Annotated in this window: 14 protein-coding genes; 12 read left to right on the top strand and 2 right to left on the bottom strand. The window is 35.4% G+C overall.

Translation table 11 applies throughout. From position 1 onward, the window contains the following. The first annotated feature begins 53 nt into the window (after positions 1–53). The 8 genes from ACIP9C_RS01275 (at position 54) to ACIP9C_RS01240 (ending at position 6535) form a co-directional block, all read left to right on the top strand. On the top strand, positions 54–935 hold the full coding sequence (locus tag ACIP9C_RS01275; RefSeq protein ID WP_401007901.1) for a carbohydrate ABC transporter permease: 882 nt from the start codon (positions 54–56) through the stop codon (positions 933–935). 12 nt (positions 936–947) lie between these two features. Beyond that, positions 948–1787, top strand: coding sequence for a carbohydrate ABC transporter permease (locus ACIP9C_RS01270; RefSeq protein ID WP_340824901.1), 840 nt, complete (start codon positions 948–950; stop codon positions 1785–1787). Positions 1788–1814: 27 nt separating this feature from the next. Next, the gene (locus ACIP9C_RS01265) at positions 1815–2510 is read left to right on the top strand and encodes an N-acetylmannosamine-6-phosphate 2-epimerase (RefSeq protein ID WP_401007898.1); all 696 of its coding nucleotides are present in this window, start codon (positions 1815–1817) and stop codon (positions 2508–2510) included. A 27-nt stretch (positions 2511–2537) separates the two neighbouring features. Continuing rightward, a complete protein-coding gene (locus ACIP9C_RS01260; protein ID WP_401007895.1) occupies positions 2538–3431 on the top strand; it encodes an ROK family protein in 894 nt (297 codons plus the stop codon). Positions 3432–3447: 16 nt separating this feature from the next. Further along, entirely contained in the window at positions 3448–4302 is an 855-nt protein-coding gene (locus tag ACIP9C_RS01255; protein ID WP_401007892.1) for a MurR/RpiR family transcriptional regulator, read from the top strand. A gap of 74 nt (positions 4303–4376) precedes the next feature. After that, positions 4377–4622 carry a hypothetical protein gene (locus ACIP9C_RS01250; RefSeq protein WP_401007890.1) on the top strand — a complete coding sequence of 82 codons (246 nt, stop codon included), beginning with the start codon at positions 4377–4379 and terminating at the stop codon, positions 4620–4622. 8 nt (positions 4623–4630) lie between these two features. Further along, positions 4631–4843: an amidohydrolase family protein gene (locus ACIP9C_RS01245; protein ID WP_401007887.1), complete on the top strand. Its 213-nt coding sequence runs from the start codon at positions 4631–4633 to the stop codon at positions 4841–4843. Between the two features lie 546 nt (positions 4844–5389). Continuing rightward, entirely contained in the window at positions 5390–6535 is a 1146-nt protein-coding gene (locus ACIP9C_RS01240; RefSeq protein ID WP_401007884.1) for a cyclically-permuted mutarotase family protein, read from the top strand. 164 nt (positions 6536–6699) lie between these two features. On the opposite strand, the gene ACIP9C_RS01235 is transcribed toward ACIP9C_RS01240, so the two are convergent. Next, entirely contained in the window at positions 6700–8691 is a 1992-nt protein-coding gene (locus tag ACIP9C_RS01235; RefSeq protein ID WP_401007882.1) for an alkaline phosphatase family protein, read from the bottom strand. A gap of 348 nt (positions 8692–9039) precedes the next feature. Here ACIP9C_RS01235 and ACIP9C_RS01230 point away from each other — a divergent pair, with 348 nt between their 5' ends. Together ACIP9C_RS01230 and ACIP9C_RS01225 are read left to right on the top strand one after the other, a co-directional pair. Further along, the gene (locus ACIP9C_RS01230) at positions 9040–9453 is read left to right on the top strand and encodes a hypothetical protein (protein ID WP_401007879.1); all 414 of its coding nucleotides are present in this window, start codon (positions 9040–9042) and stop codon (positions 9451–9453) included. Positions 9454–9619: 166 nt separating this feature from the next. Continuing rightward, the gene (locus ACIP9C_RS01225; RefSeq protein ID WP_401007877.1) at positions 9620–10405 is read left to right on the top strand and encodes a VOC family protein; all 786 of its coding nucleotides are present in this window, start codon (positions 9620–9622) and stop codon (positions 10403–10405) included. A gap of 55 nt (positions 10406–10460) precedes the next feature. On the opposite strand, the gene ACIP9C_RS01220 is transcribed toward ACIP9C_RS01225, so the two are convergent. Next, entirely contained in the window at positions 10461–10661 is a 201-nt protein-coding gene (locus ACIP9C_RS01220) for a cold-shock protein (protein ID WP_004269397.1), read from the bottom strand. A 212-nt stretch (positions 10662–10873) separates the two neighbouring features. Between ACIP9C_RS01220 and ACIP9C_RS01215 the strand changes: the two genes are divergently transcribed. Both ACIP9C_RS01215 and ACIP9C_RS01210 read left to right on the top strand, forming a co-directional pair. Further along, positions 10874–12553: a formate--tetrahydrofolate ligase gene (locus ACIP9C_RS01215; RefSeq protein ID WP_401007874.1), complete on the top strand. Its 1680-nt coding sequence runs from the start codon at positions 10874–10876 to the stop codon at positions 12551–12553. A 525-nt stretch (positions 12554–13078) separates the two neighbouring features. Next, positions 13079–15115, top strand: a complete 2037-nt coding sequence (locus ACIP9C_RS01210) for a hydantoinase/oxoprolinase family protein (RefSeq protein WP_401007872.1) — start codon at positions 13079–13081, stop codon at positions 15113–15115. Positions 15116–15117: the final 2 nt, after the last annotated feature.

Below are 15117 nucleotides of genomic sequence, written 5' to 3'. Positions count from 1 at the left end.
TTTACAACAATTTAAGCCCCTTTATCTTGGGGGCTTAAATTGTAGAAAGGTAAATGATACCGATGAAAATCAATAAAAAATCTTTTAAAGAAAATATGACAGGATACTTGTTTATTGGACCGCAAATATTACTTTTTTTAGTATTTTTAGTTTACCCTATCATTGAAGGGATTCGCTTAAGTTTATTTAAGATTAACTATCAGAATGAAATATTTGTTGGGTTTGAAAACTATCGAAAATTATTTAGCGATCCTGTTTTCGTGCAATCTACAATCAACACAATTATTTTTGTTGTATTCATTGTAGCATTAACAGTAATTTTCGCTCTGTTTGTTGCCTCTACTGTTTTTGATAAAAATGCAAAATATGTGTCCTTCATACAAGGAGCATATTATATTCCGGTCATGGTTTCGATGGTTGTTATGAGTATGATTTGGAGTTTTTTGCTAAATCCTGCAAACGGACTTATACCATTTATAGCGAGGAAAATGGAAACCTCAGTCAATTTTTTAGGAGATACACATTGGGTACTGCCAGTAATTATTTTCGTGACCTTTGCAACAAATGTAGGGCAGGCAATCATTCTTTATATTGCCTCTATGATTGGTGTACAAAAGGAACTATTTGAAGCAGCAGAAGTAGATGGTGCAAGCCGAATGAAAATAATATTCAAGATTATTATACCAATGGTAAAACCAACAACGATTTACATTATTATTATGAACATTATTGCTGTACTCAAAATATTTGTCGTAATACAGCTATTAACAGGTGGGGGTCCAAACAACGCCTCTACGACACTTATGTATTACTTATATAATAATGCATTCAAGTATAATCAGCTTGGTATTGCTTCTGCAGTAGGTGTAATTATGTTCCTTATTACATTAGTGTTATCTACTCCACAGCTAAGAGCTATGTTTAAGAAGGATTAGAGGTGAATGATTATGTTAAGAAATAAGAACAAGAGGAAAAGAGAAAAAATAGAAATTATAACAAACTGCATTGTTATATTTTTCGCTGTTTTAAGTCTTTTTCCATTATATTGGCTTGTGACAAGTTCTTTAAAGAACAGTGCTGATGTTGTGAAAATGCCACCAGATTGGTTTCCTAAAAGCTTAAACTTTAGTAACTATGTAGATGTGTTTAATAATCAGCCTGCTCTAACATGGACGTATAATAGTTTATTTGTAGCGCTGATGTCTACATTTGCTTTAATTGTTGTTAGTTCGCTTGCAGCTTATGCTTTTTCACAGCTAAAATTTAAAGGGAAAAATGTGATTTTCATTATTTTTATTTCAAGTTTAATGATTCCAAAAGAAGTTATGATTGTTCCACTGTTTAGAATTATTCAAGACTTAAATATGGTAAATACGTTAAGTGGCATGATTTGGCCTAACGTAGCAACAGCATTTGGCGTATTTTTATTAAAAGGTTTTTTTGATACAATTCCTGATTCATTAAGAGAAGCCGCAAAAATCGATGGTGCTAGCGAATTTCGTATATTTTATAAAATCATGCTACCGCTAGTTAAGCCGGGAATTGGTGCATTATTTATTCTTAATTTTGTTCAGGTTTGGAATGATTACTTATGGCAACTCGTTGTAGGCCAAGATGTTAACTCAAAAACACTAATGGTAGGTATTGCAACTTTAATGCAAGATTTAAATCCAAACTTCGCTTATAAGATGGCGGGTGCTACTGTAGCAGCAATTCCTATGCTACTAATATTTATTTTCTTCCAGAAGTATTTTACAAAAGGAATTACGATTGGGGCAGATAAGTAATATGATTATCCATGGAGATGTATGCAAATGAATAAAAAACAGCAAGTTTTTGATGATATTAAAAGACAACTGATTGTTTCATGTCAGGCACTTCCAGAAGAACCTCTTCACAGCTCTTTTATTATGGGGAAGATGGCTTATGCAGCAATGCTTGGAGGGGCTAAGGGAATTAGAGCAAATAGTATTGAAGATATTAGAGAAATAAAGAGTATGGTTGATCTACCCATTATTGGCATTATCAAAAAGTCATCTGACGAATCGGACGTATGTATTACACCGACTAGTAAAGAGGTCGAATTGCTTTACAAGGAGGGGGTAGATATAATCGCTCTTGATGCCACGAAAAGAATTAGACCTGACGGCACTACAATAAGTGAAATATTCCCTGAAATTAGACAGAAGTATAAAGATCAGATTTTTATGGCGGATTGCTCTACTTATGAAGAGGCTAAAGAGGCGTATGAATTGGGGTTTGATTGCTTAGGTACAACATTGAGCGGTTATACAGAATATACAAATGATAAAAAATTACCCGATTTAGAGTTGATTAAAAGACTAATCCAAAGTTTCCCTATTCCTGTCATTGCGGAAGGTGGCATTTGGACTCCAGACGAACTAAAGCGTGTTTTTGATCTTGGCGTTCATACAGCAGTTGTTGGTACTGCTATTACAAGACCGATGGAAATTACTAAAAGATTTGTTAGTGCGATTCAATCAGTATAAAGTAAATTAGATAGTCAGGCTAAAGGGATGATTGAAGTGAAGATATTAGCAGCTGATATTGGCGGCACATCGATAAAAGTTGGCATGTCTGATGAAAATGGGCAAATAGAAGTATTTAAAGAATATGATACAGAAAGTAAAAAAGGTGGAAAGTATTTAGTTGAAAAACTAATTAAGATAATAAGTGAGTATCAGGGCTTTCAGGCAATAGGTATTAGCACAGCAGGACAGGTTAATAGTACAGATGGATCTATAATTTATGCTAATGATAATATTCCAAATTATACTGGTACTCAACTAAAAGCTATCCTTGAACAACAATTTAAAGTTCCTGTTAAAGTAGAAAATGATGTAAACGCAGCTGCATTAGGGGAAAAGTATTTTGGTGCAGCAACGGACTATAAAGATTTTCTTTGTTTAACATATGGTACAGGTATTGGGGGGGCCATAATAATAGACTCTAAAATTTATAAAGGACATAATGGATTGGCAGCAGAATTTGGGCATGTTATTACCCATCCATTCGGTGAAAATTGTAACTGTGGTAAAAATGGATGCTATGAAACATATGCATCTACAACCTCTTTAATAAAAAGAGCACAGGAAATAAACGCTGACTTTATAAATGGTAGAGTCATTTTTGAAAGAATGCATCAAGGGGATCAAAGTTTAGAAAAGGTTCTTCAGGATTGGATTTTAGAAGTAGCATTAGGGTTAGCTTCCTTCATTCACATTTTTAATCCACAAGCGATTATTATAGGTGGTGGTGTAATGGAGCAAGAAAATCTCGTCAACAATATAGCGGAAAAAGTTAAATTGTTAACGATGGAGAGTTTCTCGGATGTAAAAATCATGAAAGCCTCTCTTGGAAATAAAGCTGGCATTCTTGGCGCAGTATCACTTCATTTAAGAGGCGATTAATAGAAGGAGTACTATTATGGGAAATCAAGATATATTTTCACTTATTCATTCGAGATACAACTCATTTACTAACACGGAAAAAAAGGTAGCAGATTATGTTCTCGAAAATATAAAAGATGTCATTTACATGTCAATTACTGATTTAGCTGACGCATGTAACGTAGGTGAGTCAAGCGTGTTTCGATTCTGTAAAACGATGGATCTTAAAGGATACCAAGAGTTTAAAATTATGCTAGCACATAGCATTACGCTTGATAATGAAACCCCGCAACTTTCCAGTGCGATTACGATGCAAGATACAATTGCAGAACTATCGTCCAAGGTTTTATCGTCAAATGTCCATGCGCTGACTGAAACCTATAATCTACTATCGGAAAGCGATATAGCGCATGCTGTCGAGTGCATGATAAACGCTCAAAGAATACACTTTTTTGGCGTCGGTTCTTCCTTAATGACAGCAATGGAAGCAAAAAATAAATTTATGAGAATTACCAATAAAACTGAGTGCTCAGTGGATTCTCATCTTCAAATTATGTCTGCTGCTTTAATGACTGAGCAAGATGTAGCTGTTCTTATATCTTATTCAGGTTCAACGAAAGATACGATTGAAGTAGCAAAAGTAGCAAAAGAAAGAGGCGCAAAAATTATTTCGATAACGAGATTTGCAAAATCTCCTTTGACAAGTTTCGCAGATATTACACTGCTTTGTGGTGCAAATGAAGGGCCACTGCAAGGGGGCAGCTTATCTGCAAAAATTTCACAGCTCTATCTTTTAGATTTACTTTATCTTGAATACTTCAAGAAAACGAACAAAGAATCTGTTCATAACAAAGAACTAACTGCTCAAGCAGTTATTGAAAAGATGTTTTAGAGGATTACTTGAGGTTGCTAAGAGCTCGTAAAATGTGGAATGGCTAAGCTATATGAATTGAGAGGTAAGATAGAATGGATCAATCAATTGTTTTAATCAATGCAAAAATTTATGCAGAAAATCAGATTATTTCCGATGGATTTATTAAAATTGATGGAATGAAAATTCAAGAAACAGGCTGGATGACCAACTATAAAGCAGATGATCAATTCTATGTTATCGACTTACAAGGACAATCAGTAATACCTGGCATGATTGATATTCACACGCACGGGACATCTGGCGCTGATGTTATGGATGCAGAAATAGCATCCCTTTAGGCGGTGAGATGGTCATTGTGAAAGATGGAATGGCTGGATTAGAGATCGGCACATTAGCAGGCAGTGTTTTAATACTAAGTGTTGCGTTAAAAAATATGCTGAAATATTGTGATGACTGTACACTCGAGGATGTTATTAGAATGACATCAACTAATCCTGCAAAACAGTTAAATATAAGAGATCGTAAAGGAAGTATTAAAGCTGGAATGGATGCAGATTAGTGGTGTTAAACAAAGATTAGGATGTGCTGATGACATTTTGCCGAGGGATTTTATCTTATCAAAAAGAAAGCCCGATGGAGGACTAGCATTATTAATCTTCTAATCGTTTTTAGCAATGAACTTTTAAAGCTATAGATAATAAATAATTATATTGTAAATCTCTTTGTTAATATACCCTATCAGACTATTTATAGGGGGAATAGACAAAGGGAGCGGTTAAACAAAGAACGCGATAATTTTCTTGAACTAGTCATTTACATAGTTTTGAAATTTGACGCGTTCTTAAATGATTATTGATAAATTGCTTTTGCGACTTCCAGCGTAGCCTATATATCACTAAGATTGTCGATTCTATCTCATTTCTCTTTTAGTTTTCCTTTTATAACAAAGTAAAAAACTTTTAACAGTTGAATTTTCGGAATATTAAGAATTTCGATATGGTGATCTAGAAATAAATGCAATCCCCAAAGGAGGTGATTGGAGATATTTTGTCATTATCTATAAAAGAAATTTGATGTAATTTCCATATTAAAAGGAGGAGAAATTATGAAAAAATTTTTGGTAGCAGCTATGACATCAATGTTGGTTTTGGGCGTAGGTATTGGAAGTAAAGTAGAAGCTTCTAAAGGCGGAGATTCAGTGGAAAGAATAACATGGGAATATGCAGGAGAACTAGAGGCGCAAAAAGGATTTGAAAAGAATATTGGGACAGCTGGCGTGTTATCTGGCTCATATAAAGATTATTTAATCGTAGGAGGCGGCGCGAATTTCCCTTATGATACAGTATTAAATGGAGGCGCAAAGCAACATTACTCAGATATATATGTTTATAAAAAAGAGAAAGATCAATTAACAATGGTGGAACATACGAATCTTAACCATGAAATTGGCTATGGATCTTCCGTAACGACAGAAAAAGGAATCTATTATATTGGTGGCAGTCCTGACAAAGAATATGCAGACGATATTACTTTATTAACGATTGATAAAAATAAAAAATTGAAAGTAGAAAAAGTAGGAGATCTTCCATTTACTATTAGTGATGGGATAGCTGCTGAGAAAGATGGAAAATTGTATATTGGGCTAGGGAAGCAAAATGCAAAAGAAAGCAATAAATTATACGAGTATGATTTAAAAACATCTAAAACTAGAGAGCTAGCGACAATACCAGGAGAAAGTGTTAGAAATCAAAGCGTAGCTCAAATATTAGATGGAAACCTCTATGTATTTAGTGGGGGAGGATCAATTGCTTATACAGATGGCTACAAATACAACATCGAGAAAAATCAATGGACAAAAGTTTCTTCTGTAAAAGTAAATGGGAAAGAAATTTCTTTACTTGGCGCTAATTCAGTCAAATTAAATAAAAATGAAATGTTGGTAATCGGTGGCTTTAATAAAACAGTGTATGATGATGCTGTTAAAAATTTAGGGTCATTAAAAGATGAAGAATTATTGGCATTTAGAACAAAATACTTTACTGCAGATCCTTATGAGTTTAACTGGAATAAAGAGGTGCTAATCTATAATGCGCAAAAGGATACTTGGCGCTCTGTAGGAAAAGTTCCATTTGATGCACCTTGTGGAGAGGGCTTAGTATTAATGGATAAAAATATTTACTCTATTAATGGAGAAATTAAACCAGGAGTAAGAACGAACGCAATTTATGCTGGAACATTACTTACAAATTAAGGACGTAATGCTATTTTAGCAAGGCTAACTTTCCTATGTCGTGGGAAAGCACGTTATGTAAGCCGCAACCAAACGAACGTTAGTGAGGGTTGCGGCTTACGATGTGCTCGAGTTAAGCGTCCACCCTTAGCGGAGATCAAAGCGTATTTGGAAAAATGTATTATTCACTCCCCGAGTTCCTTCATTTTATTATCTCTATAAATGCCTTCAATTATTTCACCTTCTACAAATGAAGGTATTTTTAACCCTAATAAATCATAAATTGTAGGCGCTATATCTAAATTAGATGTGGATTTAATTTCTTTCCCTTTTGAAAATTCTGCTCCAGTAACGATAAAAATAGGTCTAAGCATGCTTCTGTTTGCATCTCCTCCATGTGTCCCTAATTCAATTGGTGGCGTTACATTTTTTTCAATGTCGCTACCAATAACATAGCCAGGGGCACCTATTAATACGACATCGCCTGCATTTTGATGTTCCAAAAGGGTTATATTTTCATTTTTCAATACACTTTCATAAGGATGGATTCTTGGTTCCAACAGATGGCTCCAAATATTTTTGACATGCTGTTGAACAGTAGAGAACGAATAATTGTCCGATTGTATGGCAGACTTCATTTTTTTCATTTCATATTGAAGCATTGCTCCTTTATTATATGTGACTTCGACCTCTTTAAAAGCTTGGATGATTTGGTCACGGATATGATTATATTCTTCTTGAGGGACAATTCCACCTTTTTCACGGTTTTGTAGGTTAATATATACATTCGCTGCTGATCCGCTTGGAATGGCATATGCTTTCGATTCTGCATAATTAATTTTATTTTTATCTTGTTGATCGACCGTTAATAACCCTGCATCTAGTAATACTTTGTTAGGCGAAAGAGTAGAATGAGCAGGTTCCATTCCATGGTCGGAGACGACAAACAAATAATCATTGTCTTTTAGGGAACTCAATGTTTCACCAACTACTTCGTCGGCTAATCGGTAAGACCACTCGATATAGCTCATATATTTTTTTGACTTTTCATCTGAATAGTCTGGCTGACGAGGGTCTATTAATAAATATTTATGTTGTTCATGATCAATATGCGGTGTATAAAACATTAGCAAATCAGGATTGTATTGCTGTTTTATATAAAGCGAAACTTTTGTGATCCACATGATATGTCGTTTACTTATCTCCTCATATTCCTTTCTTGTAATCCATCCTTTCTCAAGGGCACTATCATCATCTTGTGCTGGATAATATCCAAATTCCTTCTCAATCTCTTCGGCAAATCCTTTAGGACCACTAATTCGACTAGAAGTTACTGCTGTTCGGTACAACTTTACAGAATGGCTAAGGTCTTCGTTATCTATTTTCATTTTGAACCAAAAGCCCGCAGATTGATGATTTTTTATTTGGATTGGAAGTGATCCCCATTTGCTTCCTTTTACAATAGCGTCCTCAGAACCTACTTTTTTATCTTCGGATAATATAAACGTGTCATAGTTTTCATTTTGATCATCAGTTGAGTCAATCGCCAAAATGTGAATGGAACGATCTTTTTCATTTTTCATTTTAATGGAGAATTCCGCATCCTTTAAAGGACTGAAGCTATTAGGGGATTGAACCCATTCAGTAGTTTTCTTAAAGGTTAACGATTCCAACTTGCTTGGAGACCAAGTTTCTCCAAAATATATAGAATAATCGCCTTGTTTTTCCTCTTTGGGATTAGCACCAGGAAAAGCGATAGTGGCTGTTGTTTTTCCTTGTTTTCGAGCTTCTACCCATAAAGGAGGTACTTCGCTTTCTGCCTGAAAACCGCTTTCTTCATTATCCAAAGCTGTGTTTGGTTCGTGGAAATGATTACTTACGATGCCGGTTTGTTTCGGTGTAGCCCCTGTTGCTATTGCTGCATGTGATGGCGCAGTAAGGGAAGGGGTAATAGTAGTAGGTTTTTCGGCCGTAACGCCATTTTCTAGCATCTGTTTGATATGAGGTAATTTATTCTCTTGAACATATTTTTTAGTATAGTCATTTTTCATTCCGTCAAACGAGATAAGGATGACCTTTCGATCCGTTTCGTGATTTTCCTTTGCCTCTACTTCCTTCATTATGGTAAATAGGCAAAAATTAAGGATGATTAGGCCTACATAAAAAATTTTTTTCATTTTCTTATCCTTTCTGACCGCTAGCTCTGCTTTAAAAAATTGGTTTGTCCAAAAAAGGCACATTAACAAAAGACAAAATGAAGAATGTCTGTTATATCAATATTTTTGACTATGAAAAGGAGCATCTAAAAGTCGAAAAAACGACTACAGAAAACGCTCCTTATAACTCTAGCTGATTCTGTTTAATTCATTTATCAATAAATTACCCTATTTCCTATGTATGAAACTTTTCTGTAGTTACGTACTGGTGTTCATTTTAAAAAGCGAATAATTTATAATATATGGACTATTTTGGAACGTACTTATAATAATAAATTAAACTTCTAAGAGGCTAAGGAGGGGTTTTTTATGAAAAAATGGTCACCTTATTTATGGAAATTAATGTGGGTTATAGGTTTATTTTTATTAACAATTATCAGTTTTGATATTAAAAATGAAATTAAAGTTATGTCAGCTTCAACATTTAGTATAACTCCTGTTTTTTGGGCTAACTTTATTACGCTCTTTTTGTGGGGTGTCTATTTATCACTTATTTTTATAAAAAAATGGACCATTCATTTAAATCTGCCTTTACTTATTTGCGTGTTTATTCCTTGTTTTCTCATTTCGATTTATGTGCCATTGGCCACAATTTTGCCTTTGTCAAATCCAATCGGTGGTGTATGGTTTACTAAAGTTATAAGTTCCTACTTCATTGAAATTGTTGCAGGTTTAACATTCATGCTAAGCATTTTTAATAATTTAAAAAGTGATAGTGAATAAAATAGTGTATGACAATATACATAACGATCTGTAGTTGTAATGAATCTCTACTCTTCCAAATACCCAATTAAACACCTTTAATTATTTGAATATTCCTAATTTTAATTTAAACCTAGAAAACTAACAGGTAAAGTATATAATGAAAGGACAAAAAGGGGGAAGAAGAATGACTTTGTATTTTGATCATATCGTTCATCAAGTTCAATCACCGGAAAATATGAAAGTCTTTTTAAATAAACGTCATATCCATACCGTAAATGGTGGTCAGCACACAATGTGGGGAACGTATAACACATTAAGCTATTTTGGGTTAAGCTACATTGAACAAATAGCGGTTTATGATCATGCGCTATTTGAGGAAGCGGCGAAATTACCGTATTCCTTACATTATACTTTTAAACAGGACAATGAGTGCTATGGTTTTTCTAGAATTGCTTTACGTACTACAAAAATAGAAGAAGAGGCACAGCGTTTACGTGCGCTAGGTTTAGAAGTTTATGGACCAGATGCTTGTAGTCGAACACGACCTGATGGATCAGTTGTTGAATGGAAACTATTACATTTCGGGAAACAAGAGCAAGTAATCGATTTTCCATTTTTTATTGAATGGGCTGATGGGGATGAGGAGCGTTACGCACAATTAGAGACAAGTGGCGCACTAAAAACAACACAAAATATTTCGATGGAGTCAGTACAGTTTTATGTCCAAGATGCGAGGGCAACGGCAAAGATATGGCAAGAAGTATTACAATTATCAGAGCCTGAAGTTCACTCGGAATTTATTTCATTACATTTGCCTAATATTCGTTTAGATTTTTACGAAGAAGCTGCCGCAACAAAAATGATGCTTGGTCGAAAATGTGAAGGGCCGTTCGGTGTTACGTTGAGAGATACAGATCGGACGAAGGAAACATTAATTTCTCCTGGAGCATTTTATTGGCTTAACCCATAATGACAAAATAAAAATAAAGAAGGAGCTGTTCATTTGTTGAACAGCTCCTTGTCGCTTATAATTTTACAACATTTGACGCTTGAGGGCCACGATTGCCTTCCACTACATCAAATGAAACCTTCTGTCCTTCTTCAAGTGTACGGAAGCCTTCCTCTTGTATGCCCGTAAAATGTACAAATACATCTTCTCCATCATCACATTCAATAAAGCCATAACCTTTTTCGTTATTGAACCACTTTACGATTCCTTGTTGCATAAGCATTCGCCTCCAATGCGCTTGAATGTAAAATACTATCAATTAACTCTTGGCATAATTGATAAAAAATGAAAAAATTGCATTTTCTCTTAGAACATACATGAATTGATTACAGTTGTCAATTGATTGTCGAAATATTGCGTAACTAACTGTGTTTTCTTTCTCAATAAAGTCTATAATGGAGTTAAATAATATAGAAAGTAGGGTGCCAAATGACAACGAAGAATCAACCTTTAACAGATTTAGAAATCGCTAGTCAAGCGGTTATGAAGCCTATTATAGACATTGCAAAAGCGGCAGGTATTCCAGAAGATGCACTAGAACAATATGGCCGCTACAAGGCAAAAATAGATCCTTTAAAAATAACAGCACAGGGCGAGGATGCGAAGGTTGTTTTAGTGACAGCGATAAGTCCAACTCCAGCTGGTGAAGGAAAATCAACAGTAACGGTTGGGTTGGCAGATGCACTTCATCAATTAAAGAAAAATGTTGTTGTCGCATTGCGTGAGCCTTCCCTTGGCCCAGTAATGGGTGTAAAAGGAGGCGCGACAGGTGGAGGATACGCTCAAGTTGTACCAATGGAAGATATAAACCTGCATTTCACTGGTGACTTGCATGCTATCACAACAGCCAACAATGCGCTTTCAGCATTTATAGATAATCATATCCATCAAGGGAATGCATTAAACATTGATCCTCGCCGTATCATTTGGAAACGAGTAATGGACTTAAATGACCGTGCTCTAAGAAAAGTGGTTATCGGTCTTGGTGGTCCAGTGCAAGGAATGCCACGTGAGGATGGCTTTGATATTACAGTTGCCTCTGAAATTATGGCGGTGTTCTGTTTAGCAACAAGCATCGATGATTTACGTGAGCGTTTAGCAAGTATCGTCATCGGTTATACGTATAATCGTGAGCCGGTATTTGTACGTGATTTACAAGTAGAAGGCGCACTAACACTGCTATTAAAAGATGCCTTCAAACCAAACTTAGTGCAAACATTAGAAGGGACACCTGCTATTATTCATGGTGGTCCATTTGCTAATATCGCACATGGCTGTAACTCGATTATGGCAACACAAACAGCACGTAAGTTAGCTGATATCGTTGTAACAGAAGCGGGCTTCGGTTCCGATTTAGGTGCTGAAAAGTTCATGAACATTAAAGCACGTAAAGCAGGCTTCAAACCAAGTGCCGTAGTGATTGTGGCAACAATTCGTGCATTGAAAATGCATGGCGGTGTCGCGAAAACAGCACTCGTTGGAGAAAACGTGCCTGCACTGTTACAAGGCATTGAAAACTTAGCCAAACACGTTGAGACGATTCGCACATTCGGTGTTGAACCAATCATTGCGTTAAACCGTTTTATTACAGATACAGAAGCTGAACTGGAAGCAGTGTTAAATTGGTGTCAAGAACATGATGTTCGCATTGCCCGTACAAATGTCTGGGAAGAGGGCGGCAAAGGCGGTTTAGCCTTAGCTGAGCAAGTACTCTCTGTCCTCGATGAAGAAAATAATTTCTCCCCTTTATACGATGTAGCAGAATCGATTGAAGAAAAAGTCCGTACAATCGTACAAAAGGTCTATGGCGGGAAAGATGTTCATTTTACAGATCAAGCGAAAAAGCAAATCGTGCAAATCGAAAAATTCGGCTGGGACGTTCTGCCGATTTGTATGGCAAAAACGCAATATTCATTATCTGACCAACCAACGTTACTTGGACGTCCTGAAGGATTTACCGTAACGATTCGTGAAGTCATTCCAAAGCTTGGTGCAGGCTTCTTAGTTTGTCTGACAGGTGATATTATGACAATGCCAGGTTTACCAAAACAGCCAGCTGCCTTACGAATGGATGTTGATAGTGAAGGACATGCGGTAGGATTGTTCTAAATTATTATAAAATATTAAAGGCTGCTCCTTTTTAGTCAGAAAGGGCAGCTTAAATATTTTAAAAAATTCATTGTAAATTCAAAGGCAGAAAGCTTTATTTCTCGCTTTATCTTTCTAGAAGTCTTACGATAAACAGGGAACATAGAAGAAGTATGGCGATAGATAATTCATAAACGTTTTCCAATAAACTTATATTTTCTAAAAGGCTTTTTATTTATAATTATCCTCTCCTATAGAGGATATGATTTTTTTTAATTATGTAGTTTAGGGCTCTGGTGTATAACCAGGGTCTTTTTGTGTTTTTATAACACTAATAAAAGCAAATTTATAAAATGTAATATTTGGTTGTTTTTATAAATGAAAACCTAAAAATGGTAAGAAAAAGAGGTTTTTTACGATAAATTTAATTGTCAAATAAATTTTTATTTAAAAAATACATTGAATTTTCTTTTTATTTTAAATATAATTTATTTAATTCTTAATCGGAACACTGTTCCGATAATAGGAACACGGAGGGGTGAAGTCTTGAAAATCGCAACAGATATCGGCGGTACATTTACTGACCTAGTTTACACAGATGTAAAGGGAAATCTTCATTTTGATAAGGGACATACGACTCCAGGTCATTTTGAGGACGGTATTTTAAATGTATTAGGGCGACACGTTACGGAAGATTCATTGATTGAATCATTTATTCATGGTTCAACGGTCATTATTAATACATTAACGGAAAGAAAAGGGGGCGTAGTCGGGCTGATTACAACGAAAGGTTTCCGTGATGTATTAGAGATTGCTCGTGGTAATCGTCCAGACCTTTATAATTTTAAATATAAAAAACCAGAACCTTTTGTAGAGCGATACTTACGACAAGAGATTGATGAGCGCATCGATTTTAAAGGAAATATTATGAAAGCGCTTAAGACCGATGAAGTTGGAGTAATTGTTAGTAAATTCAAGGAATTAGGTGTAGAGGCTATTGCTATTTCATTGATCCATGGCTATAAAAATCCAATTCATGAATTACAGCTAAAAGAAGAAATTGAAAAGCTATGGCCAGAGGTGTACATCACACTTTCAAGCGAAACAATTAAAGAATATCGAGAATACGAAAGAACAAATACTACTGTTTTAAATTCATATGTAAAACCAATTGCACACGCTTATTTAAAAAACCTAAAAGAAAAATTAAGCTCGATTGGTATAACAGATCATTTGAAAATAATGCAATCAAACGGTGGAACGACAAGCTTTGATAAAGCGATGGAATTGCCAATTAATCTAGTTGAATCTGGTCCTGTAGCGGGTATGTTTGGTGCCGCAAAGCTAGGAGAGCTTTTAAATGAAGCGAATATCATTGCATTTGATGTTGGCGGAACGACAGCAAAATGTTCACTCATTACGGAAGGAAAAGTAAATGTTACAACAGATTACTATATTGAAAGAAATGAAAAATTTGCAGGTTATCCGATTAAAACACCTGTTGTAGATATTGTTGAAATCGGTAATGGTGGTGGTTCCATCGCACGCGTCGATCCATTCGGCTCCTTAAAAGTTGGTCCAGATTCTGCTGGAGCAAATCCAGGACCTGTTGCTTATGGTTTAGGCAATACGCAGCCAACAATTACAGATGCAAATGTCTATTTAGGTAGATTATCATTAGAAAATTTCGATAATCCAGTGTCTATTGACAAAGTGGAGGAAGCACTTACTGAAGCAATCGCAAAACCGTTTAATGTGACAGCAGAAGAAGCAGCGCAAGGAATTTTAGATATTGCCAACTCTAATATGCTAAATGCTCTTAAGCTCATTTCTATTCGTAAAGGCTATGACCCTGAGGATTTTACAATGGTTGCCTTTGGTGGCGGTGGTCCACTACATGCGATTAATTTAGCTGAAGAACTAGGCATGAAGAAAGTTATTATTCCCTATGGCTCATCAGTCTTTTCAGCATTAGGGATGTTGATGACAGAATATCGACAAGATTATATTCAAACCAGCTTAATGAATTTTGATAATCATCATTTAACTGCTATCCAAAAAAATATTGATGAGGCTATTGAAAATGCTTATGCGGATGCACCTTTATCGAAGGAACATTATTATTTCGAGATTAATTATGATTTGCGCTATAAAGGTCAAGAGCATGCAGTTAAATTAAATGCCTCTAATACTTCGCTTCATGAAAAAGAGCTAGCTCAATTAGCAGAAGCTTTCCATATCAAACATAAACAGGAGTTCGCTTTTGACTTACCAGAGACTTCAATAGAGCTAGTAAATTTACATCTGACGATTTATGGAAAAGATGAAGCGGTCCAGTTTAAGGAGTTAGATTTCTCACATATTGATGCTTCGACATGTATAAAAGCAACTCGAAAGCTATACGTCAAAGAAACAGGCTGGGTAGAGGTTAGCGTATACGATCAACAAAAATTAGTACCTGACTATGTTATTGCTGGTCCTGCTATTGTGGAAAGTCCTACATCTACAGTTGTGATAAATGAAAAGCAATCTATTGAAATAGATAAATTCGGAAATCTAATTGTAGAGATGGAGGGGAAATAACA

The organism is Lysinibacillus sp. NPDC093210 (assembly GCF_044753985.1).
Taxonomy (GTDB): Bacteria; Bacillota; Bacilli; order Bacillales_A; family Planococcaceae; genus Lysinibacillus.
The sequence above is the reverse complement of the archived record's forward strand: the minus strand, read 5'-3'. Positions and strand labels throughout refer to the sequence as shown.